Source organism: Deltaproteobacteria bacterium (genome assembly GCA_020848905.1).
In the GTDB taxonomy this organism is placed as follows: Bacteria; Myxococcota_A; Polyangia.
The window spans coordinates 388628-413109 of the sequence record JADLHG010000031.1 but is presented as its reverse complement, the minus strand read 5'-3'; the positions used below and the strand labels follow the sequence as shown (position 1 = coordinate 413109).

The 24482-nt window shown below is 70.5% G+C and carries 15 protein-coding genes; 5 read left to right on the top strand and 10 right to left on the bottom strand.

Annotation, left to right across the window (positions count from 1 at the left end; all coding sequences use genetic code 11):
• The first annotated feature begins 83 nt into the window (after nt 1–83).
• Nucleotides 84–1811 carry an AarF/ABC1/UbiB kinase family protein gene (locus IT371_13910; GenBank protein ID MCC6748751.1) on the top strand — a complete coding sequence of 576 codons (1728 nt, stop codon included), beginning with the start codon at nt 84–86 and terminating at the stop codon, nt 1809–1811.
• A gap of 13 nt (nt 1812–1824) precedes the next feature.
• Here IT371_13910 and IT371_13905 read toward each other — a convergent pair whose 3' ends face one another.
• Entirely contained in the window at nt 1825–4791 is a 2967-nt protein-coding gene (locus IT371_13905) for a tetratricopeptide repeat protein (GenBank protein ID MCC6748750.1), read from the bottom strand.
• A gap of 258 nt (nt 4792–5049) precedes the next feature.
• On the opposite strand from IT371_13905, the gene IT371_13900 reads away from it, so the two are divergent.
• Both IT371_13900 and IT371_13895 read left to right on the top strand, forming a co-directional pair.
• A complete protein-coding gene (locus tag IT371_13900; GenBank protein MCC6748749.1) occupies nt 5050–5439 on the top strand; it encodes a hypothetical protein in 390 nt (129 codons plus the stop codon).
• Between the two features lie 43 nt (nt 5440–5482).
• Nucleotides 5483–7282: a long-chain fatty acid--CoA ligase gene (locus tag IT371_13895; GenBank protein MCC6748748.1), complete on the top strand. Its 1800-nt coding sequence runs from the start codon at nt 5483–5485 to the stop codon at nt 7280–7282.
• Between the two features lie 24 nt (nt 7283–7306).
• Here IT371_13895 and IT371_13890 read toward each other — a convergent pair whose 3' ends face one another.
• The 7 genes from IT371_13890 to IT371_13860 form a co-directional block, all read right to left on the bottom strand.
• Entirely contained in the window at nt 7307–8800 is a 1494-nt protein-coding gene (locus IT371_13890) for a hypothetical protein (protein ID MCC6748747.1), read from the bottom strand.
• A 394-nt stretch (nt 8801–9194) separates the two neighbouring features.
• Nucleotides 9195–11996: a PEGA domain-containing protein gene (locus IT371_13885; GenBank protein MCC6748746.1), complete on the bottom strand. Its 2802-nt coding sequence runs from the start codon at nt 11994–11996 to the stop codon at nt 9195–9197.
• 155 nt (nt 11997–12151) lie between these two features.
• Nucleotides 12152–12919 (bottom strand): hypothetical protein, encoded by a 768-nt coding sequence (locus tag IT371_13880; protein MCC6748745.1) that lies wholly within the window; start codon nt 12917–12919, stop codon nt 12152–12154.
• The gene (locus IT371_13875; protein ID MCC6748744.1) at nt 12916–14682 is read right to left on the bottom strand and encodes a hypothetical protein; all 1767 of its coding nucleotides are present in this window, start codon (nt 14680–14682) and stop codon (nt 12916–12918) included. Before IT371_13875 ends, IT371_13880 begins: the two co-directional genes overlap by 4 nt.
• Nucleotides 14679–15818 (bottom strand): hypothetical protein, encoded by a 1140-nt coding sequence (locus IT371_13870; GenBank protein MCC6748743.1) that lies wholly within the window; start codon nt 15816–15818, stop codon nt 14679–14681. The genes IT371_13875 and IT371_13870 overlap by 4 nt, the downstream gene beginning before the upstream one ends.
• 173 nt (nt 15819–15991) lie before the next feature.
• The gene (locus IT371_13865; GenBank protein ID MCC6748742.1) at nt 15992–17920 is read right to left on the bottom strand and encodes a protein kinase; all 1929 of its coding nucleotides are present in this window, start codon (nt 17918–17920) and stop codon (nt 15992–15994) included.
• An 18-nt stretch (nt 17921–17938) separates the two neighbouring features.
• Complete coding sequence (locus tag IT371_13860) at nt 17939–18874, bottom strand: response regulator (protein ID MCC6748741.1); 936 nt, start codon at nt 18872–18874, stop codon at nt 17939–17941.
• 200 nt (nt 18875–19074) lie between these two features.
• Between IT371_13860 and IT371_13855 the strand changes: the two genes are divergently transcribed.
• Together IT371_13855 and IT371_13850 are read left to right on the top strand one after the other, a co-directional pair.
• On the top strand, nt 19075–20655 hold the full coding sequence (locus tag IT371_13855) for an Hsp70 family protein (protein MCC6748740.1): 1581 nt from the start codon (nt 19075–19077) through the stop codon (nt 20653–20655).
• Nucleotides 20652–21632 (top strand): DnaJ domain-containing protein, encoded by a 981-nt coding sequence (locus tag IT371_13850; GenBank protein MCC6748739.1) that lies wholly within the window; start codon nt 20652–20654, stop codon nt 21630–21632. Before IT371_13855 ends, IT371_13850 begins: the two co-directional genes overlap by 4 nt.
• A 63-nt stretch (nt 21633–21695) precedes the next feature.
• Here the strand turns inward: IT371_13850 and IT371_13845 are convergent, their stop codons facing one another.
• On the bottom strand, nt 21696–21917 hold the full coding sequence (locus tag IT371_13845) for a hypothetical protein (GenBank protein ID MCC6748738.1): 222 nt from the start codon (nt 21915–21917) through the stop codon (nt 21696–21698).
• 380 nt (nt 21918–22297) lie between these two features.
• Nucleotides 22298–24433 carry a hypothetical protein gene (locus IT371_13840; GenBank protein MCC6748737.1) on the bottom strand — a complete coding sequence of 712 codons (2136 nt, stop codon included), beginning with the start codon at nt 24431–24433 and terminating at the stop codon, nt 22298–22300.
• Nucleotides 24434–24482 lie beyond the last annotated feature (49 nt).

Here is a 24482-nt window from a genome sequence, read left to right as displayed (position 1 = left end):
CGGCCGCCCCCTGCCCTGTCAAGAAGGTTCGCCGCAGCGCGCCGTTGGTGTCGCGCGGCCGTTGCGGCTATGATGCCGCCCCGATGGAGGGCCACGCACCGACTCCGAGCCCGACGAAGCCCCACGGCAGCCCTATCCGGCCCCCCTGGCGCTTCCTGAAGGCCTACGTGGTGACGCTCCGGATCCTGAGCTCGTACCTCTGGATCCGCCTGCTCGCGCGCTATCGCTCCAAGGTGGCGATCGACCTCGTGCTGCAGAAGGCCAACCTCCGCAACGCGCGGCGCATCTACCGCGCCATCGTGGAGCTGCAGGGCCTCTACATCAAGGTGGGTCAGCTCTTCTCGATCATGACCAACTTCCTGCCCGACGCCTTCCGGACCGAGCTGGCGGGGCTGCAGGACCAGGTGCCGCCGCGCCCCTTCCGCGCGATCGAGAAGCGCCTGCGCGAGGAGTTCGGCGGCCGCGGGCCGAAGGAGCTCTTCGAGTCCTTCGAGGAGACCCCGGTGGCCAGCGCCAGCATCGGACAGGTGCACGTAGCCCGCTTGCCGGGCGGGCGCCGCGTGGCGGTGAAGGTGCAGTACCCCGATATCGACGAGATCGTGCGGAGCGACCTGGCGGCGCTGCGACGGATCTTCTCGCTGATCAACCGCTTCGTCCCCTACCACGGCCTGGACGCGATCTATCACGAGATCCGCGCCATGGTGCTGCAGGAGCTCGACTTCACCTCGGAGGCGCGCAACGCGGAGCTCATCGCCAAGAACTTCGCGGGCCGCGAGGACGTGCGCTTCCCGCAGGTGGTGCGCGACCTCACGACCCCGCGCGTGCTGACCACCGAGTTCGTCGACGCCGTCAAGATCAACGACCTCAAGGGCCTCGAGCGGCTGCAGGTCGACCGCAAGGCGCTGGCGCGACTCGTCATCGAGAGCTACTGCCAGCAGATCTTCCACCACGGCCTGTATCACGCCGATCCGCACCCGGGGAACATCCTGGTCAGCGCGGGACCCACGATCCACTTCCTCGACTTCGGCGCGGTGGCGGTGCTCTCGGAGCAGATGCGCGGCGGCCTCGTCACGTTGCTGCAGGGCGCGATCAACCGCGACACGCAGAAGATCGTGACCTCGCTGCGCCAGATGGGGTTTCTCGCCCACCAGGCCGACCCGAAGGTCTACGACCGCGTGGTGGAGTACTTTCACGATCGCTTCCAGCGCGAGATCAAGCTCGAGAGCTTCAACCTCAAGGACATCAAGTTCGACCCGCAACAAGGGCTCGAGAACCTGGCGGACCTACGCCAGATGAACATCTCCCTGGCGGACATCACCGACACGTTTCGAGTGCCCAAGGAATGGATCATGCTGGAACGCACGATCCTGCTCCTTATGGGCCTCTGCACCGAGCTCGACCCGGAGCTGAACCCGATGGCCGTCATTCGCCCCCACGTCGAGGAGTTCGTCCTCGGCAAGGACGGGGACTGGTCGCGGTTCATGCTCGACACCAGCCGCGACATCATCCTCGCGGCGCTCGCCCTGCCGGCCGAGATCAAGAAGTTCACGAGCCGCGCGATGCAGGGCGAGATCGAGATCAAGCTCGCGGGGCAGTCGGAGTACGCGCAGCTCTACTACCTCCTCGTTCAGCAGGTGGTGTTCACCGCGCTGACCATCACGGCCGCCGTGGCCGCCCTGCGCTTCGACGAGCGCGGGATGGATCGGGCTCTGGACAGCACCATCTGGGCCGGCAGCTTCTTCGGCGTGATGCTCTTGCGTTCGATGCTCAAGGCGCGGCGCTGGATCCGACGCCAGACCCGGCGCCGGTAGGAGCCGCGGGCCCCTACCGCCCGGCGAGCTCTGCGACGGCCCGGCTCACGGCGGCCCGGCGCGCGGATGAGCGCTGCCCCGCGGGCTTCGCGAGGTACTGTCTGAAGTAGGTCAGCGCGCGTGAGCGATTGCCCAGCAGGCGATGCGCCTCGCCCATGAGCCGAAGCGCCTCCACGTCGGACGGATCCAGGGCCAGGGCGCGGCCGGCCTCGTGCAACGCCCCCTCGCCCCGCCCGAGCCCGAGCTGCGCCTCCGCTTTGAGGCGGTACCCCTCGCTGCCGAGCGCCGCCGCAGGAAGCTGCGCGAGCGCCTTGTCCGCCTCGGCAAAGCGCCGCGCCTGCAGCTCGCGCCGCGCATTGTCCAGCGACGCCCGGCCCACCCCCCGGATCGGACGCCCCCCCGCGCGCGTCAGTCGCAGCCCGAGGGCGGCGCTCCGGTGCTTGGGCTCCAGCTTGAGGAGCTTGCCGTAGAGCTCGGCCGCCAGCTCGAGCCGCTGCAGCGCCACCGCCGCGAGAGCGGCACGTTCGAGGGCCTCCACGTTCTTCGCGTCCAACTGGGCCGCGTGCCGATAGAGCCCTAGCGCGACGAGGAAGCGCTTCGAGGCGAACTGCTTGTCTCCGAGAGCCACGAGCGCCGTCGCCGCCGCAGGACTCTCCGCGCTCCCCTCCTCGGGTTTCGCGCCGCCCGGGACCCGCCGCAGGTCCTCGGCGAGCGCCGCGCTGAAGCCGCCCTGGCCCTTCTCTCCGCTGCCCGACCCCTTCGCCGCCCCGCCCGCCGCCGCCGGCACGGCCGTCTCCGCCGCACCCTGGGCCATGCGCTGCGTGTCGGTGCGGCGCTGCTTCTCCTCCGCCTTGCGCTGGGTCTCGGCCTCTCGCTGCTGCTTCGCCTCCTCACGCTTCCGCTCGGCCTCCGCCTTCTTCGCCGCCGCGGCCGCCGCCCGGGCCGCCCGGGCCTCCTCGCGCTTGCGCTTCTCCTCGGTGCGCTTCGCCTCGAGCGCGGCGCGCTTCTCCTCCGCCGCCTTGCGCCGGGCCTCCTTGGCCGCCGCGCGCTTCTCCGCCGGGGACAGCACGGGCACCGCCGTATGCTCCGTCGCGCCCTCGCCTTCGCCCGGACTGGTGCCTCCTCGCTTGCCGATACCGGCCTCCTTCATCGCCTTGGCCATCACGTCCGCGGGCAGCTTGCTCGCCACGGGCGTCGGAGCCTTTCCGCCCGTCTCCGACGCGGGACCCTTCGGGCCGGACGCTCGCCCAGAGCCCGCCTCCTTGCCCTCCTGCTTCGCCGAGGGCGCCGCCGGGGGAGTGCCACCGAGCGCCTGCAGCTCGGCCCGGGCCGACGCCCGCTGGGGCTGTAGCTCGGCATGATCGTCCAGCGCGAGAAACGCCCGGTAGGCCTCGATCGCCTCGGCGGCGAGACCGCTCGCCCGAAGCGCGCGGGCCAGCTCGAGCTGCGCCTCGGCGTGTCGCGGCTGCTTCGACAGGTAACGCCGATAGGCCCCGACGGCCGCCTGGGGTTGCCCCGAGAGCCGGTAGAGCCGTCCGAGGTGGTGCCACGCCGTTTCGTATTCGGGGTTGTCCCGCAGGGCCGTCCGCAGGTCGAGGATCCCCTGGTGGTGCTGGCCCAGGCGATGCGCGCAGAAGGCCAGCCCGTCGTAGGCGCGGGTGTCGAACGGGTCCTCCGCCACTGTCTGGCGATAGATCGGAATGGCAGCCGTGCAGCGCCCCGTCCGCGCGAAGACCACGGCCTGCTCGCGCCGTCGCCCGCTGTCGGTGTGCGGCGGGCTCTCCGCCATGGTGGGCATCGGGATCCCGACGGGCGTGTCGGTCGCCGCGGCCTTCGCGCCCTCCGCGGACGGCGCCGCCGCCGCGCTCGGCTTCGGAGCCGCGGGCCCGGCCTCCAGCGCGGCGAGGTGCTTCTTCGCCTCGGCCAGCCACTTCTCCTGGCCGGGGCGTTTCTCGCGCTTCAGGTACTCGCCGAAGGCCTGCCTCGCCTCCGCACGCTTGCCGAGTCCGAGGTACGTGAGCCCGAGGCCGAAGTAGGGATCGGGGTCCGCCGGCTTGAGCTCGGAGAACCTGCGGTAGGCCGCGACCGCCTCCTCGAGCTTGCCCGCCTTGCGGAGCGCGTAGGCGAGGTTGTACCAGCCGAGCGCGAAGGACGGGCTCGCGGTCACCGCCCCGCGAAAAGCCTCCGCCGCCTCCGGATACCGCTCCAGCCGGAAGAGCGCGCTGCCGAGCTCGTTCACCGCCGGCAGATTCTTGGCGTCGCTCGCCACCGCCGCACGGTACGCCGCCACGGCCTCGGCGAGCTTGCCAGCCTTGAGGAGCGCATCCCCGCGGCTCTTGTGCGCCGCCGAGCTCCCTCGAGCCGGCTTGGCGACAGGCGCACCCTTGGGCGTCGCGGCACTCGCCGGGGCCTTGGCCACCGGGGGCTGCCTGGGGGCCGGCGTCGCGAGGCGCTCCGCCTCCGCCGCGAAGGCCCGGGCCTTCGCGACCCAGGTCTGCTTGGTCGGATCCTTCTCGAGCTCCGCGTAGCGACGGAAGCTGGCCGCAGCCAGCGCTACCTGCCCCTTGGCCCGCAACGCGAGCCCGAGCCCGTAGTGGGGGTCCGCCCGCTCCGGACGGAGCGCCGCGTACTGCCGATAGGCGGCGATGGCGGCATCGAGCCGGCCGAGCTTGCGATGCGCGTACGCCACGCTGTACCAAGCGTCGGCGTGCTTCGGCGCCTTGCGCAGGAGCTCCTCGAGAAGCCGGACCACCTCCGCGAACTGTCCCGCCCGCAGGAGCTGCGCCGTCAAGGCGTCGTGGGCCGGCAGGTGCCCCGCATCGGCCGCGATCGCCCGACGGTAGAGCTCCATCGCCTGGGCGGAGTTGCCGCTCTTCGCCTGCTCATCGCCCTGCTGTTTCAGCGTCGCCGCCGAGTCAGCCCAGGCCGACCCACCGATGGCTCCCGTCACGAAGAGAAGAAGAAGAACGGTCCGTTTCATCGCACACCCTTTCTGATCTACGCTAGGCGCGCGGACCCATACGGGGCAAAATTGTAGCAGTTGCGCGTCCGGCTCGCCTGCCGGCCCCCGCCACGAGAAAGCCAGCCGCTGATCCCAACGGGGTGTGCGCCCCGGAAATTCCGCATTGGCAACGTGCGGTTCGGGCGAAGACGCGCCCCCGCGAGGCCGAGCACCGCCCCCCCTTGTGGCCTCGCCGCCGGACGATGATAATGCGCCCTCCGGCGAGGGAGCTCGGCCATGCTGACCTGGCACGACATCCAAAATCACCTTCAGGCGCGCTACCCCGTCACGCTGCAGGGTCCGCGGCAGTTCCTGCTCACCTTCAGCTACCCCGATCAGCGCTCCCAGATGATCCGCATCGAAGGCTTCGATGCCCTCGAGCGCGAGTGGCTCTGCGTCCGCACGCGCGTCTGCGCGCTCGCCAACCTGGCCCCCCAGGAGGCGCTCCTGCGCAATCGAGAGCTCGTGATCGGACACCTGTGTCTGGAGGGGGACTACTACCTGTTGACTCGGAACTACCTGCTCTCCACCCTCGACCTGCCCGAACTCGAGCTCGGCATGCAGGTCATTGCCCGCACCGCCGACGAGCTGGAGTCAGCCCTTCAAGGCGGAGCGGATCGGTATTAACCGCCCCGGGCGGCTCTCCCGACTGGCGGCGCTGGAGGCGACGATGGCCATCGACACGATCATTTCCCGATTCAAGCGGCACGCCGAGACGCAGCCCCATAGCCCGGCCATGTGGTATCGCCAGGGGGGCGCGTGGGTCCCGATCGACTGGCGTACCTACTACGCGCGCTGTCTCGACTTCGCCGGGGCGCTGCTGGCCATGGGGTACGAGCCCGGCGACGCCGTGGCGATCATGGGCAACAACCGTCCGGAGTGGCTCATCGCCGACGTGGGGGCGATGATGGTTCGCGGCGTCCCCGCGGGCATCTACCAGACCAGCACGGTGGAGCAGGCGGCCTACATCGCGGCGCACTGCGAAGCCAAGGTGGTGGTCGTCGAGGACGAGGAGCAGTGGAAGAAGATCGCGGCAGTGCGCGACCAGCTCCCCAACCTGCGCAAGGTGGTGATCATGGCCAGCGCCGCGCAGGTGAACGACCCGCTGGTCGTCTCCTTCGACGACTTCTGCAAGTCGGGGGCTGACCAGCATCCTGCGGTCCAGAAGCGCTCCGACGAGATCCAGCCCGACGATCTGTCCACGCTCATCTACACCAGCGGGACGACGGGGCCGCCGAAGGGCGTCATGCTCAGCGCCAAGAACCTGGCCGCCACCGCCGCCATCGCCGTCGAGATGGTCGGGGACACGCGCCCCGAGGACTGCGTCGTCTCCTACCTGCCGCTCTCGCACATCGCGGAGCAGATGTTCTCCGTGCACGTGGCGCTGACGGTGGGCTACCCGATCTGGTTCTGCCCGAAGCTCGAGCAGCTGAAGGAGGTGCTCATCGCGGCGCGTCCCACGCTCTTCCTCGGAGTTCCCCGCGTGTGGGAGAAGTTCCAGACTGCCCTCGAGCAGAAGCTGAACGAGGCGACGGGGCTCAAGGCCACGATCATCCGCTGGTCGCGCAAGGTCGGCACGGAGGCGGGCCAGTATCGCGTCCGCCACGGGGCCCCCTCCGGCATGCTGGGCTTCAAGGAGACGGTGGCGCGGCGCCTCTTCTTCGACAAGCTGGCGAAGCAGGTGGGCCTCGACCGCCTGCGCGTCGCGGTGAGCGGCGCGGCCCCGATCTCGCGCGAGACACTGGAGTTCTTCCTGAGCTGCGGGATCGCGATCCACGAGGTCTACGGCCAGTCCGAGGGGACCGGGCCGAGCACCTTCAACTGGCCGCGTCCCGGCAAGACGAAGATCGGTACGGTAGGGATCCCGATCCCGCGGGTGGACGTGAAGATCGCCGAGGACGGCGAGATCATCGTGCGCGGACCGAACGTCTTCCTCGGCTACTTCAAGGAAGAGGAGGCCACCAAGGCCACGCTGATCGACGGCTGGCTCCACTCCGGCGACGTGGGCGAGTTCGATGCGGAGGGCTTCCTGCGGATCACCGATCGCAAGAAGGACCTGCTCATCACGGCGGGGGGCAAGAACGTGGCCCCGCAGAACATCGAGAAGCTCCTGCGCAACATCCCCGGCGTGGGGCAAGCGGTGGTGATCGGCGACCGTCGCAAGTATCTGGTGGCTCTCGTGACCATCGATCCCGTGGGCGGCCCGGCGCTGGCCAAGGCAAAGGGGTGGCCGGAGGCGTCCGACGCGCTTGCGCGCCACGCGGCGTTTCTGGCCCACGTGCAGTCCGGGGTGGACGCCGCGAACAGCCAGCTCGCGCGCTACGAGACGGTGAAGAAGTTCACCGTGCTCCCGAACGACTTCACCCTGGAGACCGGCGAGCTGACACCAACGCAGAAGATCAAGCGCAAGGTGGTCTACGAGAAGTACGGGCAGCAGATCGAGGCCATGTACGGCGGCGAGGGCGACTAGGGGCCGAGTTCTTCGCCCCGGGGCCTACGGCGCGAGCTCCAGCTTGCGCGGCTTGACGAGCGTCACCTCCACCTCCGTTCCCATGATCCGCACGCGCCACTCGGCGTAGGTATCGGCCACCAGCGTCACACCCAGCTTCAACCTCCGAAGCCGCTTCCGCACGCACCGCACGTGGTCGGCAGTGATCCGTCCCCCCTGGGCGAGAAACGCCCGCTGGACCAGTCCATCGGCACGCGCCTGGACGCCCAGGAACAGGACCTCGCGCCCCGAGGGCAGGCCGCAGGGGAGCGCGGCCTCGACCGCGCGCAGGCCCGCGGCCACGGCAGGGTGCTCGTCGGGAGCGATGGCCAGCTTCGTGATCGTGGGCTTGGTCGGCGCGGGCTTCGCGACGGCGGGCTGCGCGACCGCGGGCGCAGGCGGCGCTTCGGCGGGCTTCGGCTCCGCGGGCTTCGGCTCGACGGGCTTCGGCTCGGCAAGCTTCGGCTCGGCGGGCTTCGCGGCGGCAGGCGCGGGCGGCGCAGGCGGCGCTTCGGCGGGCTTCGGCTCCGCGGGCTTCGGCTCCGCGGGCTTCGCGACGACCGGCGCGACCGGCGGCGCGGCCGGCGGTGCGGCCGGCGGCGCGGACCTTTGACCGATGAGGAGGAAGATGACCGACGCCACTACCGCTCCGATCACGCCGTGGAGCAGGGGAGCCACGCGACTCCATCGAGAGGGCTTCCCTTGCGCCCCACCCACGAGGGTCTGCACCTTGGCCGTCGAGGCATCGCCGCGCGGACGAGCTCCCGAGCCCTGCACCGCGGCCGCGGCCTCCTCCGCCGACACCTCCCCGCTCGTGGCCTGGGGTCGCGCGTGCCACGCCTCGGTCGCACTCTCCTCGGCGTCCGTCTCCTCGGCCTCGAACTCCACTCTCTGGGGGCGGGGCGCGCGGGAGGTGGCCGCCGGCCCATCCGGCGCCGGCTTCACCTCGCCCGGGGCCGCCTTGCCCGCCGCGCTCGGGTCGCCGACGAAGCGGGCCAGATCGGTGCGCATCTCGAACAGCGTGCGGTAGCGCTCCTCGGGAAAGGGCCCCATCGCCCGCATCAAGATCGTGCGAAGGTCCTTGGGCACCGAGGGGAAGAAGTTGACGCCCGAGCCCATCTCCCCTCGCCGCACCCGGGCGAGGCGCGCCGGGTTGTCGGTCGTGCCGAACGGATGCCGCGCCGTAAGGCGCTCGAAGAGCAGCACGCCGATGGTGAAGACCAGGGAACGCTCGTCGAAGGTCTCCCCGCGCGCCAGCTCGGGGGAGGCGTAGTCCATGTCCCCCACGCTCAGCTCCGCGAGCGCCGACATGAGCGTGTGGGGCCGCTTCGTGCTGGCGTTGAGGAGCCGCCCCTCCTCGATGGCGCGCAGCGCGAGCAACGCCTGGCGCACGACGGCCTTCGGCTCCGTCTCCGTGCCGCCGCCCTCCGTCAGGCCCCAGAAGACCTCGGTGATGTGTCGGCGCGGCGCCATATCGATCGGAGAGGATGGAGGAGCCATCGCTCCACCATATCCCCCCGAGCTAGCCCCCTCAAGCGCGCGGCGTACTACGGTCAACGGCGCGGTCGCGCGCTCTCCGCGCACGCGGGCCGGGGATCTCACGGGATCAGATCTTTGGCCCACCAGAGGGCTTGTGGTAGCCTGGCGGTCGGTGTAAGACCCCAAGCCGTAAGACGCCAGCGAGAGGACATGTTGAACGTGATTGGAATGCTGTGCATGGCCGCCGTGACCGTAGGTCTGTTCGTGGCCACGCTCCGTCTCGGACGCAGCTAGCGCGGACGCCTCCGACGCTCGCCTCGTGCGGTCGTCGGGTTGCGGACCGGCCGAGGCTCCTGCGTCGTGCGCCGCCCGGGCTACCGGACGGCAGCCGCCTTCTTCCAGCGCGATCCGCCTTCTACGGCTCCACCGGGAGCTGCTTGATCAGCCGGGCCGTCTCTCCCGCCTTGACCGATAGCGGAAAACTGAACCGTTTCCCCTCCACCACGAAGGTCACCGTGTGCTTGCCCGCCTTCAGGGGGATCTTGGACCGCGGGGCGATGGGCGTGGTCCGCCCCGTGTCCTGTCCGTCGATGAGGACCTTGGCCCACGGAGTCGTGTTCGCCACGAGGAAGCCCTGGCCGGCGACGCTCGCCGTGCCCGTCTCCCCCCCCTCCGGCTTCGTCCCTGGGTCGCGCTCCGACCCGCCCGTCCGTTCGTGCGTCTTCGAGCGCTTCGGCTTGCGGGGCGGTGGGGTCGGTCGCACCGCGGCGGAGCCGTCGTCCTCCCCCGATGCGACCGAGCGCGCCACGAGCTGCACCTTCACCTCTGCCTGCTTGCCCGCCTGCACGGTGAGGCCAGCCGTACGTCCCTCGTAGCCCTCCAGGCTGAAGCTCACTTTGTAGCGCCCGGGAGCGAGCTCGCTCAGCGTCAGCGGCGTCGTCCCCCGCGCCTTGCTGTCCAGCGCCACGAGCGCCCCGGGCGGTTCAGACTGGATGAGCGCGCGCCCCACGGCGCTCTCGTGGAGCGTGACCTTGCGCTCCTGCCGCTCTGCCCCCTTCACCTGCACCGTGAACGCCTCCGGCTCGTAGCCGGTCTTGGCGACCTTCAGCTCGTGCGGCCGATCCGCCGCCAGCTGGATCGGCGATCGCACTGCGGCGGCCGAGATCTCGGCGCCATCCACCCAGACCTGCGCGTCCTTCGGATCCAGCTCGAGAAGCAGGTACCCCGCGGCCTTCGGCGTGGGCAGGGTCACGAGCAAGACGCGCACGTCGCCCGGCTTCACGGTCACGCTGTTCACGACCGGCGCTCCGCCCTCTGCCAGCACGGTGACCTGGTGCGTCCCCGACGCGAGATCCTTCAGCGTGAAGGGCGTCCCAACCGACATGCGTCCGACGGAGCGGCCGTCCAGGTGGATCTCCGCGGCGCGAGGGGGACTCGTGCTGATCACCACCGTGGCGGGCGCCTCCTTCGGGCCGACCGAGAAGAAGCGCCAGAGCACCAGGCACAGGATCACCACCAGGGCCACGAGCACGCCGATGAGCACGTCCTTCACCAGCGTGGCGCGCCGGCCTCCGAGCGCGAGGGGCGTCGTCCCACTGATCGGCTGCATCCCCGAGTCGGGCCCCGCGTTCGGGACCGCGTCGAAGATCACGGCCGCCGAGCCCGTGCTGCTCGGTTGCAGCCGCCCGTTTCCGCTCCCCGGCTTCGCCGAAGCGCCGGGAGGCGGCGCCTGCGCTGCGTCCGCATTGAAGATGTACGTCGGCTCGGCGGCGAAGGGCTTGGGAGCGGCCTGGTCGGCAAAGATCTGCGTCGCCCCGTCGTCGAACTCCTTCACCTCCGGCAGCTCCCCGGACGGCTCCTCGACGAGTCCCGCCGCGCCGGCGGCCAGCGACGGGGACACCTCGCGCGCGAAGCCCGGCCCCCCGACCTCCGTCGCCCCTTCGTCGAAGTCGTCCTGCTCCGCCGTGTCGGGGGCTTGGACGGCGACAGGCAGCACCGGCCGCGCCAGGTCGCGAACGGAAGGTCGACTGGGCTCGCGGGGCCCGGGGCGACTCGGCTCGCGGGGCCCGGGACGGCTGGGCTCGCGAGCCCCCGGGCGACTCGGCTCCCGGGGACGGCCGGTAAGTATCGCGGGCGGCGAGTCCGCATCCGCCGACAGCGGCGGCAGCGTGGGCGGCAAGGTGGGCACGAGCGGCAACGCAGCCCCGCCTCCGGGGGCCAGCACCGCCAGCTCCCCCACGTCCTCTCGCCGGATACGCTTGTAGGCCTCGAGTGATTCCTGTTCCCGCCGCCGTTCCTTCTCGAAGAGCTCCTTGAGCGTCGCGGACAGATGCTTGGCCGTGAAGATCGGCTCCTGGTGCATGAGGAAGGCCATCAGGTCCTCCTGCATGTCGTTGGCCCAGGTGTAGCGATCCTCGGGCTCGCGCTGAAGCGCCTTCAGGACGATGGCGTCGAGCTCCGCCGGGATCATCGGGTTCACGGTGCTCGGCGGCAGCACGTCCGCGTTCCGCACCTTCTCGAGCGTGGCGAAGTCGCTCTCGCCGGTGAAGAGACGCTCCCCCGTACACATCTCGTAGAGGATCGTCCCGATCGCAAAGATGTCCGAGCGCTGGTCGAGCGGCAGGCCCCTCACCTGCTCGGGCGACATGTACCCGAACTTCCCCTTCAGCACTCCGGCCTGCGTCTTCGATGATCGGCTGACGGCCTTGGCGATGCCGAAGTCGATGATCTTGATCTCCCCTTCGTAGGAGATCAGGACGTTCTGCGGGCTCACGTCCCGGTGAATGATGTTCAGGGGACTGCCCTGGTCGTCTCTCTTGCGGTGCGCATAGTCCAGGCCCTCGCAGGTCTTGCCGGCGATGTAGCAGGCCATGGGCAGGGGCATGCGCCGGCGCAGACGACGAAAGCGGTTCTGGACCTGGAGGCAGTCCTTGCCCCAGACGTACTCCATCGCGATGAAGTGCGACGCGGCGATCTCGCCCAGCTCGAAGATCTGGCACACGTTGGCGTGCGAGAGCTGGCCGGCGATCTTCGCCTCATCGATGAACATGTCGATGAACTCATCGTCCTCGGCGAGCGAGGGGAGGATGCGCTTGATGGCGAGGATCTTCTCGAAGCCTTCGACGCCGAAGGACTTGGCCTGAAATACCTCCGCCATGCCGCCGACGCTGATGCGTTCGAGCAGCACGTACTTCCCGAAGAGAACAGGCCGTTTCATGCCGCTGAGCACAATGGGGCGAACTTACTTGGATCCTAACGGGCCTCGCGCCAGCGCGTCAACCGGGATTGTAGCCCCAGAGCCCAGGACCGTGACCCTCACCTGTAGGAGTGGGGCCTAATAGCCACGGCTCGCAGCCCCCATCCCCCGCGCGGTCAGAAGCGGAGGAGCGCCGCGGAGGGATGGCCGGGAAGGCGTGCCTCCAAGGGACTGGCCGCGGGGTCGCGGGGCCCGCGGTAGTAATGGTAGAGCCCATCCACGATCCCGTAGACCAGCAGCACGGCCAAGCTCGCAAACGTGGCGACGTTCAGGGCCTGGAGCGGCCGATAGGCCCCTTCGTAGCGGCCGAACTGGCCGGTCTCGTCCCGCATTCCGTAGAGCAGGGCGGCTGTCGTGACGCTGCCGGCGGCAAAGACGAGCTCCCCCGCGAGGAGCAGATAGGCCTTCCGGCGGTGCCCGTTCTGGAACTGCCCCCACGGCGGCAGGAGATTCACGATCGCGGGGCCGCGGGGTCCCCGCCGTCGGAGGAGCTCGTCCTGCTCGTGCCGGTAGAGCCGACGGACCTGATGAAAGAACTGCACCACCTCGGGTCGGGCGAAGGAGGGATCCAGCTCCGCGAAGGGGGCGATGCGCAGGAGCTCGCGAAAAGCCCGCTCCGCACCCGCCGGCGCGCCGGCGAGGTAGAGCGTGATGCCGTAGGTCCGCAGCGCCTCGCGCTGGTCCGCTGGATCCTGCAACGCCCGCGCCTCCACGAGCGGGCGGAGTCGATCCGCCGCCGCCCGGTACTGGCCGGCCACGTAGAGGTCGATGGCCTGGCGCAGGAGCTCTCGCGGCGCCCCGGAGGGATCCGCGCGGCCGTGGGCCGGCACCGGGCCAGCCAGAGAGAGGAGGACGAGGAGCCCGCTGACCCACCGCTGGATCATGGAGCGGGCACCCGGAGCTCGAAGCTCCCGTCCGGCCCGGTGTGGGTCTCGTCGAGCACCGCTCGGCTCGGACATTCCTGACCGCTGCACCAGATCCGCAGCAGCGCCCCCGGCAGGGCCAGGTTGCCGGAGGTTCGCACCTTGCCGGCCAGGCGCATCGCAGCGGGGAGAGCCACAGTCTGTAGGTCCGTCGCCCCCGAGACCTTCACCGCCGGCAGGAGCAGTGGACCGACGCCCGAGATCTGTTCCAGCGGGCGCACGAGCAGGTCGTAGCTCTCCCCCGCGTCCACCCGCAGGCTGAACCGCCCCGCCTCGTCGGTGAGGGTGCTGAACTGGCCGCCCGCACTGGAGGCCCGCACGTGCGCCACCACCGGCTCTCCATGGCTCTTTCGCACCACTCCGGTCACGAGCACGCGCTCGGCCAGCCGGAGCGTGAGCGCCTCCGCCCCGCGCACCTCGACGAGACGCTCGCTGCGCCCCTCCGAGACGGGCGCGCCGGCGGCGGGGTGCACGGTGATCCGATAGCGTCCCAAGGGCACGCGCACCGGGTCGCCCGAGCGGAGCGGATCCACGAGCTCACCGAGCTCGCCCGAGACGAGCTCCCGACGGTAGCTTGCGGTGGCCTCGAAGGTGCCGAGCGAGGTCCGCAGCGAGCCGGCCGAGGTCGGATCCTCGAGCTCGAGGACCACCGCGGCGCGCGGCGCGGGACGCGCTCCGTCAGAGGCCGAGACCTGCCCCGTCACGGTCGCGGCGGGATGGGCGGCGAAGGTGAAGCGCCAGTCGCTCGCCGAGGCCGAGAGCTGAAGGCGCGCGTCGCGGACCGTGGCGACCGGCAGCAGCGACCCCTCGGGAGGGACGACGAACAGCAGCGCGGCGCCGGCGCGACTGCGGAGGCGGAAGGCCCCGTCGGATCTCGAGCGGCCGACGGTAGACGGAGCCTCGAGCCCCGCCTCGTCGGTCGTATGCAGGCTCACCGCCGCGCCCGGCAGCGCGCCGTCGGGCCCCCGCACGGATCCCTCCACGAGATACCCGGGCGAGAGTTCCACGCGCCAGAACGGGGCGAGCCGCGCCGCCGAGAGGTTCCCCTTGACGACGGGAGCCACGTCGCCGTCGGGCACGAAGAGGGCGTCGAAGGAGTCGCTCAGGCGCACCGACCCACCACCCTCGGGCAGGTAGAGGTCGCGCGGCAGGGGATCCCGAAGGCCTCGCGCGAGACGCACGAGACACGGCACGGGGCCGCTGGCGTCGCGCACCTCGAGCCGCGTCGTGACACCCTCCCCGACGATCCAGGTCAACCCGGTCTTGCCGGACCGGCCGACCGTCTCCTCGCGCTCTACGGGGGGAAGACCGCTCTGCGGCGGAGGGAGGATCCGCACGGTATAGATCCGGCGTCCCTCGGCAGAGGCCGAGACCTGGATCGTGCCGGTGGCGGTGAACGAGGATCCCGACCCCGCGAGCGTCGCACGACATACCACGCGGTGGCTGCCGGGCCTCACCGGCACGAAGCTGGCGCGCGGGCTGGCGCTGCCCGACGGGTCGACCGGCACAGGCTGGCCGTCGGGATCCACAGCGCTCCACTTGTAGGCCGACGCCGTGGCCGTGGGCTTCGAGAAGACGGCGCGCACCCAGACCGTCTCTCCGACGAGCGGGTTCGCGTCCCCCTCCACGGACAGCTCGAGCTCGAGCCCGGCCTCGGTGGCCTTGCTCGCGGCGCCGCAGCCCACGAGCCCACCGAGGAGCAGCACGACGAAAATGCGGATCATCGGACCTCCACCTGCCAGGTGATCCACTGGTAGCAGCTCGGCGGCAGCCCGTCGGCGCTCGCGCAGCGCGCGGTCGCCGCGTCGCAGCTCGGCCAGGCCGATTGCGCGTCCTGGACCACGAGCCGCAGAAAGACGTGATCGCCTGGGAGGCCGACGCTGCGGTCCATGGTGAAAAACGGCCCCGGCTGGCTGGCCGTCTCGAGGTAGGGACCTTCCGCGCGCGACGCCCGCAGCCAGCGGTAGCGAAACTCGTGCACGTCGTCGTCGGGAAACTGCGCGCCGACCTGGACCGCCCCCTCCCCCTGCTCTCCCACGCTGTCGTAGAGCAAGAGGATCTTTTCGACGGGAGAGGCCTCCGGGGGAACGCGCAGACAGGGAGGCCTGTTCGGGGCCAGGACGAAGGCGAGCGACCCGACGCCTCGCACTCCGGTCGGATCCGTGACGGTCGCCTGCACGCGCACGGGCAGGGCGGCGGTCACGGGTCGGGCGCGGAGCTGCAGGATCTCGAGCCCGGACTCCTCGGTGCATGGGCGCGTCCGGAAGAATTCCAGCCGCGAGGGGTCCGGTTCGAGGAGCTTCCATTCGATGCTCGCCCCCTTGCCGCAGGTCAGGTCATCTTCCGCATCGGGATCCGTCGTAGCGCCGGCGCTCACGAGGTACGTCGCGTGCGCCGGATAGGGCCCGCCGAGGGGGAAGGTCCCCTCCGCCTGCGGCAGGAGCTGCAGCTGGGGCTCGGGGGGACGACTGGCGACCACCACCTCGGTCACTGCGACCCCTTCCGCCCCGCGCGGGTCCCGCACCCGCAGCTCCACGCGGTAGGTGCCGCGGGTACGCAGCGGCAAGCTGAAGCGGTCCCCGCCGGGTAGCGGGCGCGCCGAGCGCTCCGCGCCGAGCTGGCCGCCCGCGTCCACCACCTGCAGCCGCTCCCCCTTCAGCGAGCGGACCTCCACGCTCCAGGTGTAGGTCAGCGCGTCGCCCTCGGCATCGTGGGCCTCGGCCACGAGGGCGGCCGTCCCGTCGAGAAAGAGGAGGCTCGACGGCGCGTCGAGGCGCAAGACGACGGCTGGAGCATGGTTGATGCCGCCCAGGTAGAGGCAGCCCCAGAGCATCGGCGAGGCAGCCAACCACCAGCGCATGCGGTCAACGTAGCACACGGTCGCTCGAGGTAGCAACGCGAGTGCCAGGTCTCGGCGGTGTGCAAGTGCTCGACGATGCCGGTGATTCTCCGTCGCGCGATCGGCCCGGGAGGCCGCGTCCGCGCCGGGTCGCGACAGCCCTGTCAGGGCCCGGTCGCGGGCCGTCTGGCGCGCTAGCGACAGCCCAGCTCGGGCAGATCCACGAGTCGACAGGCGCGGGGCGGGATGGTCACCCAGCCCCCTTTCACCGCTCGCCCGTTGCGCAGCACGTCCACACGATAGCGCTTGGGGGCGATCGAGAGCCGCCCCTTCGCCACGCGGCCGTCGATGCGCACGGCGTCCCCCTCGACGAAGGCGACCTCCACCTCCACGAGCGGCACGAGCGGTCCTCGCAGCCAGCGGACCTCGCCGGCCTTGAGCTCGAGCCGCTGCTCCACCTTCTGCCCGCCTTCCCCCTGGCGACAGATCAGATGATGCGCCCCCGGCCGCACTACGAGCGGCCCGGGCAAGGGCGAGCGCCCCACGCTGCGGCCGTCCAGGATCACGTCGCACCAGGGACCGAGTTGAACGTGGAGCAGGGCCCGTGGTCCGCCCGGCTGCCGCGCGTCGGCGGCCTTGGCCACGCGAGCGTCGAGTGCGTCGGGGACCTCGGCCGCGGGCTCGCGCGCCGTCCGCCGCGCCGGCCCCGCGTCCGCGCCGCGAGCGCGCTCCGCCGGGGTGGAAGCCGGACGGCGAGGCGACCCACGTTCGACCCGGGCGCGGGGGATGGTCGGCCCGGCGTCGGGATGCGCCCGTTCCTCCGGCCGAGGATCCCGGCGTGCCATCCCCGCCGCGCCACCCGACGCCAGGCCCAGATCCTTCGTCCCCCCCGCCCGCGACGCGCTCTCCGCCCGCCCGAACGAGGTCGCGTCGACCCGGGGTTCGGCGCCGCGGCGTAGCGCCCGCAGGCCCCACACGCCACCCAGGCCGGCGAGGCCGAGCAGGAGCGCACCCCCGCCCACCAGCCAGAGCCTGCCCGGCCACCTGCGACGCGAGAGCTGCGCGAGGAGCGCGAGGGCCTGCGGATGTTGCGGCTCGAAGGCCAGCACGCGATCGCACGCATCGATGGCCCGCGGAATGGCGCCCTTTTGGCGCGCCTCCTCGGCCCGCGTGACGGCTCGCGCGACGACGCGCGCGGCGAGGTCTCGCGAATAGTCCGTGGGCGCGCGAAACAGCCCCACGAGCTCCGCGTCGGGGTCCGTCAGGCCGCTCTCCGCGAGCAGCTCGCGCAGGGCCTGCCCCGCCTGCTCCGCGCTGTCGTAGCGGCGATCCGGCTCGCGCTCGAGCAGCCGCGAGATCACCCGATCCATGCCCCGCCCGACGCGGCCGTCGAGGCTCGCCGCCGGCCGGTAGCGCCCTTCCACGATGCGCAGCGCGGTGGCGATCGGGTCCTTGCCGGGAAAGGGCAGGTGTCCCGTGCACAGCTGGTAGAGGAGCGTTCCGAGCGAGAAGAGGTCCGAACGCCCGTCCACGTGCCGCCCCTGCGCCTGCTCGGGCGACATGTAGGCCGGCGACCCGACGAGCGCGCCGGTCTGCGTCATCGCCTCGCCGTCGAGAAGGCGCGCGATGCCGAAGTCGGCCAGCACGATCCGTCCCCCGTCCGCCACGAGCACGTTGTCCGGCTTCAGGTCACGGTGCACGATCCCCGCGCGGTGCGCGCAGCCGAGCGCGTCACAGAGCTTGAGCCCGACGAGCGCCGCGGCCTCCGCGAGCAGCGGGCCGTGGTCCTCCATGATCCGGCGCAGCGAGGGGCCCGAGACGAGCTCGCACACCATGAAACCGGGCACGACCGCGCCCCCGTCGAGCGCCTCGTCCCCACCGTAGTCGTAGACCTCGATGATGTTCGGGTGACGGAGTCCCGCCGCCGCCTTCGCCTCGCGCACGAACCGCGCCGCGTAGTCCCCCTGCCGCGAGAGATGCGGGTGCAGGACCTTCACCGCCACCTGGCGCCCGAGCAGCGGATCCTCGGCGCGGTACACCACCGCCATCCCGCCCGCACCGAGCTCCTCGACGAGACGATACCGTCCGAGGCTGGATCCGAGCTGCGGCGGGGAGACGCGCATGGGCGCGCGACGAGGAGATTACGACCGGTCGCCGCGCGGCAGGGTGAAGAGCCCGCTTCCCGTTCGTCGCCGGCTCATCGCCTTGGCCCGCGTGATCTCGCTGGCCAGCTTCTCCGCCGAGTCGTACTGGCCGGGGCCCACGATCACCTCGGCGATCGAGGCGCTCATGAACAACGCGCGACGCACCTCGCCGGAGGGATCCGAGAGCGTGATGTACCCGCGCTGCTGGTCCTCCTCGCTGTAGTGGCCGCTCGCCGTGGCGTTGAAGGCCGCCGCGATCCCGTCGGCGAGCGACGAGGCCGCCTCCGCCTCGCAGATCAGCAAGAAATCGTCGCCGCCCACGTGTCCGACGAAAGCCGGCGGCTCCGTCACGCGCGATTGCTGCAGGATGAGCGCGCCGGTCTGAGCGATCACGTCGTCCGCCTTGCGATAGCCGTAGACGTCCGCATACGTCCGGAAGTTCTCGATGTCGACGTAGAGCAGTCCGAAACCCGCCTTGCGTCGCAGAAGATCCGCCACCCGCTCCTCGATCGCCTCGGCTCCCGGCAGGTTCGTCGTGGGGTTTCGGTCCCGCTCGCGCCGGCTCTGACGGATGAGGGCCTTGACGCGTGCCGCGAGCTCCCGCAGGTCGAAGGGCTTCGGCAGATAATCGTCCGCTCCAGCCTCGAGGCCGGCCACGCGGTCGTCCACTCCGGCCAGAGAGGTGAGCATCAGAATCGGCACCCGCGACACCAGCACGTCGGACTTCAAGCGCCGGCAGACCTCGATGCCGTCGAGCTTCGGCATCATCACGTCCAGCACGAGCGCGTCCGGCAGCTCGGTGCGCGTGAGGTTGAGCGCCTCCTCCCCGTCCCTCGCCCGAAGACAAAGAAAGCCCGCATCCCCGAGGCTGGCAGCCACGAGATGGGCGACCGCGTCGTCGTCTTCGGCTATCACCAATTTTTTCAGCAACATAGCACTTGAGGGATACCACGCCGCGCGCGCGAGGTCAACGAGGGAGCACGCCCCGGGCGCAAGGCCCCGCGGGCCGAGGGGGCCGAACCACCCCCGCCGACGGAAAACGGGCGAAGGAATTGACACTCGTCGGCGCGCCTTCCTATGATCAGGTGCGCCATCGGCCCGGCCCCATTCCCACCGTCGGCGCACGCCACCCCATGGAATACGCGATCGGCATCGACCTCGGCACGTCGTATTCGAGCGTCGCCGTGGTGCGCGACGGGCGACCCGAGGTCCTCGCCGACGACTTCGGAAACCTCGTCCAGCCCTCGGTCGTGGCCTTTCTCGCCGAGGGCGGGATCCTGGTCGGGCAGGCGGCCCGGGCGCAGCTCGCGGTGGACCCCTACAACACGGTCTATTCGGCGAAGCGCCTGATCGGGCGGCGCATGGACGACCCGGACACGCGGGCCGCCGTGTCGAGCTTCCCGTACCGCGTGGTCGAGGGTCCGAACAGCCACCCGGTGATCGAGATCCGCGGCGAGCGGCTCAGCATCCCCGAGACCTCGGCCTACATCCTGCGCATGATGAAGAAGATCGCCGAGGCGCGCCTGGGCGTCCCGGTGGACAAGGCCGTCATCACGGTCCCCGCGAACTTCAACGACGCACAGCGGGAGAGCACGCGCATCGCGGGCCGCATTGCCGGCCTGGACGTCATCCGCATCATCAATGAGCCCACCGCCGCCTCGCTGGCCTACGGCTACGGCCGGGGTCTGAACAAGCTGCTCGCGGTCTACGACTTCGGCGGCGGTACCTTCGACTTCACGCTGCTCGAGCTGCGAGACCGGGTCTTTCGCGTGATCTCCACCGCCGGAGACACCTTCCTCGGCGGCGACGACTTCGACGAAGCCGTCGCCACGGCGGTAGCGAACAGCTTCTGGAAGCAGACCGGGATCGAACTCCGGCGAGACGTCGTCGAGTGGACCCGCCTCATCCTCGCCTGCGAAGGAGCGAAGCGAACGCTCAGCCAGAAGACGAATGCGGACCTCCTGGTGCAGCGGGTAGCGCACACCGCGAAGGGGGTGCTCGACCTGTCGGCCACTCTGACGCGAGACCTCTTCAACTCGCTCTGCTTCGACCTCGTACGCCGCTCCTTCGCCGTCTGCGAGCGCGCCCTGCACGACGCGCGCGTGCGGCCTGAAGACATCAACGACGTGATCATGGTCGGCGGAACGACCTTCATCCCGCTCGTCCGCGCGTCGGTGGAGCAGTTCTTCGGCCAGCGTCCTCGGGCCGACGTCAGCCCGGAGACCGCGGTGGCGCTAGGGGCCGCGATCCAGGCGCACTCCCTGATGGCCGCCCCGACCCCCGAGCCGGCGAGCACGCAGACCATCCTGCTGGACGTGCTCCCCCACTCCATCGGCATCGTCACGGCGGGCGGGCTGTCGGAGAAGGTCCTCGAGCGCAACATGGCCATTCCCGTGGAGCAATCTCGCGTCTTCTCCACCTCGAGGGACCACCAGACCGAGCTCAAGATCCGCATCGTGCAGGGGGAGTCCCGACGCGCCGACGAGAACACCGCCCTCGGGGAGCTCGTCGTGGGGGACCTGCGGCCCGCCGCGCGCGGCGAGGTGGAGGTGCTCGTCACCTTCGAGGTGGACACGAACGGCATCCTCAACGTCACAGCGCGCGACCGCGATTCGGGCCGCCTCTACAAGAAGAGCGTCACCGTGTCGGGCGAGCTGTCGGACACGGCGATCGGCCAGATCAGCCTGAGGCCCGACGGCGGGAAGCGCTCGTGACGCCTCCGACACCCATCCGAGTCCTGATCATCGACCGAGACAACGTGCGGCGCGGCCTGCTGGCCTGCAGCCTCCCGTCGAGTCAGTACCGCCTGGAATTCGCCAAGACCTCCGCGCAGGGGCTCGACCTCCTCGGCCGCGTGCACCCCGAGGTGGTCCTGGTCGGCCGCGACCCGGCGATGGACGACCTGTGCCAGAGTATCCGGTCGACCCCCGCGGGGAGCCGGTGCCTGCTCGTGCTGATGGACGAGGCCTTTCGCGACGAGGCCGCGGCGGCCCACGCCGCGGAGGCCGTCGGCGCGGACCTGGCGCTCCCCTTCCCCTTCGACCTGGACGCGCTCGACGAGCAGCTCGAGCTCAGGCGCGATCCTCGGACGGCCCAGAAGCTTCCGTCGCAGCCCTCGCTCGAGGCGACGAGCGCCCCGTCGACCGACGATCCGCCGCCGCCCTCTCCCGAGGAGCGCGCGGCCGCGTGGGTCGCCTTTCGCGAGCGGGTGGAAGAGCTCCACGGGGAGCTGGACGCGCTCGACTACTACCAGCTCCTCGGCATCGCCCCGTCGGCGACCCTCTCGGAGATCAAGGACGCGTTCTTCGCGCGCTCCATGGCCTACCACCCGGATCGCTTCATGCGGCTCGAGGATGCCGAGCTGCGGAGTGCGATCTACGAGGTCTACAAGCGCGTGTCGGAGGGTTTCAAGGTGCTCATCCGGCCCGAGGCCCGCAGCGACTACGACCACGGGCTCGCGCTGCCCGATCGGGCGCGCCACCTGCGCTACCAGGAGCGGCCTCGACAGCCCACCGGCTCCGAGGCCACCTCCGGGGCGCTCACCTCGGAAGGGAAGCGCTACCTCCAATTCGCGCAGCTCGCGGAACAGGAGGGGAACGTGAAGTCGGCCCGCATGTACCTGGCGCTCGCCGTGCAGTGCGAGCCCCAGAACCTGGCCCTCCGAGAGCGTCTCGAGGCCCTGGGCCGCTAGACCGCCCGGGCGAGGCAGGAGAGGCCTCTCACCCGCACGCGGCGTTCACGCCCTGACCTGGCGCTACTTCGCGCTCCGCAGCGCTTCCGGACGTCGAACCCGCTGATTGCGGTTCACGAGCCGGCTCAGCCGCGCCACGCGCTGGCGGAGCTGGGCACACTCCGCCTCGAGCTCGGCCACGCGCTCGTCCCGCGCCTGTGCGGCCGCCATCCACAGGCGGCAGGTGGCTTCGAGGTCCGCTCCGCTGCGATCCGGGGTCCCCGCTTTACTCGTCGTGCGATTCATGTTGGCTACCTTTCGCTTTCCAACGCTCTAATAGTGTTGGTCTTCTGTGCGCCAAGGACCATCCTACAAGATGTAGTGGGTCTGTCAAATTTTTGCACCACATCTTGTGTGACCATCAAAAAAGCCGTGCTGCTCCAATGGTCTACGCGGGCGCCCGAAATACCAGGGTGACACGTGGGCCTGTGTGCGGGCCGACGGGATCGAATGGGGCGCGATCCGACAGTATGCTACATCACGTCCGGAGTGCGCGGCTGCGGAGGGCCAGGGGGCCATCGTGGGCCGCGGCCCCCTGCTCGCTGGCAGGGCCCCGGCGGGTCAGACGGCTTGTCGGGAAGGGAGTGCGTCAGACAGAGAGGAGGGGGAGTGCGAAGGCGACGAGCCTACTGCCAGGCGATCTCGAGGGTGAACGGGCCTTCGCCATCGGGATGCGCGCCGCTGTACCAGCCGTCCACCACCACGACCCACTCCTCGTTGGCAGCGGGCTTGATGGTGATGGTCTCGTCCTTGCCGTTACCCAGCACGTCGCTGTTCGTCTTGGTGCACGCAGCGTCGATCGCCGTCAGGCTGCAGGCGGTGCCGGCTGGGAACGCGTAGAGACCGGGGTCCCATTCCCCCTTGGCCTTGATCGTGTACGTCTTGCCGGCGAGGAGCGCGACCTTGTAGTAAAGCTGGTTGCTCCGCCAGCCCGGTGCCGCGTCCGCGTTGCCGCAGCTGACGCCCTTGGCGCTCGAGCCCGTCCCCGTCGTGAACTCGTCCTTCAGTCCCGGGATGGAGGTGTCCCCCTGGACCGTCGTCGGGCTCGTGCTACCGAGCGTGACGACCTTCGGGGTCGCGCAGGCGCCGTTGGTCGGCGTGGTGTACTCCTCGACGGTCAACGAGTACGGGCCCGCCTCGGAGGCCGCATAGGCGTCCACCGCGATGACCCAGCTCTCCTGCGCGGTCGGCGCGAACAGCAGCCGCTCGTAGCCCGTCTCCTCGAGGTCGCTGTTGTAGAGCTTCTTCGGGTCCGCCGGCGTCGGGTTGGTGCAGGCGGCGTTGATCGCGCTCTCGGAGCAGGTCGTCGTGGCGAGGAACGCGTAGAGCGACATGTCCGTCATGCCCACGAGCTTGGCTCGGTAGGTCTTGCCGCCCGCGAACGCCGCCTTGTAGTAGACCTGCGGCGCAGGCCAGGGGCCGTTCGGGTTGCCGCAGGCGACCGCCGGGAACTCGTCGGCGACGCCCGTGGTGTCGGACTTCACCGTGGCGGGGAGCGTGATGGTTTGCGGAGTGGCGCACTTGCTCGCCCCGGTCTGCACCGCCCACTCGTCGATCTGGAGCGTGAAGGGACCGAACTCGCCGGCGACCATCGAGTCCACGACGATGATCCAGTCCACGGCCGCACCCGTCGCGTTCTTCAGGCGGAGCATCTCGCCCGTCCCCATGCTGAAAAGACTGGCGGGGACGTTCTGGTTCAGTACCTGGGTCGCATCCGCCGGGGTCGGGTTCTTGCACCCCGTGTTGACCGCGGCCTCCTGGCAGTTGGCGGAGGCCGGGAAGGCGTAGAGCGCGGTATCGAACTCGCCGTTCACGGTCACGCGGTAGTTCTTACCGGCCGGAATGCTCAGCTTGTAGAAGAGCTGGCCCTGGTTGAAATCCTTCGTACCACCGCAGTTGACCTTCATCTCGTTGCCCACGCCCGCGGTGTCGCCCTTGATGGTGGCGCTACCGCTCGTGAGCGTGACCGCCTGGGCGCCGCTGCACTTGCCGTTCGCGGCCGGCGTGAAGCCCGGCGTAATGGTCATAGTGAAGGCGCCACCGGTCTTCTTGTTGTTGTAGTAGTCGACCACGATGATCCAGTCCTCGGCGGTCGTCGGCGTGATGAAGATGGCCTCGCCCGTGCCGGACTTGTCCGCGTTGTAGACCTTCAGCGGATCCGCCGGGGAGGGGTTCGCGCAGGCCAGGTTGATCGCGGCTTCGTCGCACTTGGTGCTGGCCGGGAAGGCGTAGAGCGCGGAGTCGAACTGCGCCTGCAGGTCGATGCGGTAGGTCTTCCCCGCGTCGAGCTTCACCTTGTAGTAGACCTGCGCGCCGGGCCAGGGCCCGTTCGGGTTCTTGCCGCAGTCGATCGCGGCGAACTCGTCCGGAGCGTACTGGCTCGTCCCCGTCACGGTCGTCGCCCCCGATGCGGCCAGCGTGACGACCGTGGGGGTGGTGCACTTCGCGTTCACCGGGGCGGGGCCGCCCATGTCCGACACCTTGCCGTCGGACCTGCGCGCATCCACCTTCCCGCCGTCGGACTTGCGAGCGTCGCTCTTGCGGGCATCCGATACCGCGGAGTCCCCGACGGAGCTATCGCCCGCGCCGGTGTCCCCGCCGCCGCTGTCATCCGCCGCGGCATCTCCTGCGCCGCCGTCGGTGACCACCTGGCCGTCCGTGCCACTCCCCGTGTCCGTGTTACTGGTGCTCTTCCCACCGCAGCCCCACAGGGTCGCGGCCGTCAATCCAGCGAGGATCGACAAGCGCAGAGTCGTATTCACCGCTCCCTCCTCATAGTGATAATCGGCGCGCACCTTAGGCGTCCGCTCC

What these genes read in the sequence shown, in the direction of transcription:
- IT371_13910 (MCC6748751.1), top strand. Translation starts at nt 84, where the DNA reads ATGGAGGGCCACGCACCGACTCCGAGCCCGACGAAGCCCCACGGCAGC.
- IT371_13905 (MCC6748750.1), bottom strand. Translation starts at nt 4,791, where the DNA reads ATGAAACGGACCGTTCTTCTTCTTCTCTTCGTGACGGGAGCCATCGGT.
- IT371_13900 (MCC6748749.1), top strand. Translation starts at nt 5,050, where the DNA reads ATGCTGACCTGGCACGACATCCAAAATCACCTTCAGGCGCGCTACCCC.
- IT371_13895 (MCC6748748.1), top strand. Translation starts at nt 5,483, where the DNA reads ATGGCCATCGACACGATCATTTCCCGATTCAAGCGGCACGCCGAGACG.
- IT371_13890 (MCC6748747.1), bottom strand. Translation starts at nt 8,800, where the DNA reads ATGGCTCCTCCATCCTCTCCGATCGATATGGCGCCGCGCCGACACATC.
- IT371_13885 (MCC6748746.1), bottom strand. Translation starts at nt 11,996, where the DNA reads ATGAAACGGCCTGTTCTCTTCGGGAAGTACGTGCTGCTCGAACGCATC.
- IT371_13880 (MCC6748745.1), bottom strand. Translation starts at nt 12,919, where the DNA reads ATGATCCAGCGGTGGGTCAGCGGGCTCCTCGTCCTCCTCTCTCTGGCT.
- IT371_13875 (MCC6748744.1), bottom strand. Translation starts at nt 14,682, where the DNA reads ATGATCCGCATTTTCGTCGTGCTGCTCCTCGGTGGGCTCGTGGGCTGC.
- IT371_13870 (MCC6748743.1), bottom strand. Translation starts at nt 15,818, where the DNA reads ATGCGCTGGTGGTTGGCTGCCTCGCCGATGCTCTGGGGCTGCCTCTAC.
- IT371_13865 (MCC6748742.1), bottom strand. Translation starts at nt 17,920, where the DNA reads ATGCGCGTCTCCCCGCCGCAGCTCGGATCCAGCCTCGGACGGTATCGT.
- IT371_13860 (MCC6748741.1), bottom strand. Translation starts at nt 18,874, where the DNA reads ATGTTGCTGAAAAAATTGGTGATAGCCGAAGACGACGACGCGGTCGCC.
- IT371_13855 (MCC6748740.1), top strand. Translation starts at nt 19,075, where the DNA reads ATGGAATACGCGATCGGCATCGACCTCGGCACGTCGTATTCGAGCGTC.
- IT371_13845 (MCC6748738.1), bottom strand. Translation starts at nt 21,917, where the DNA reads ATGAATCGCACGACGAGTAAAGCGGGGACCCCGGATCGCAGCGGAGCG.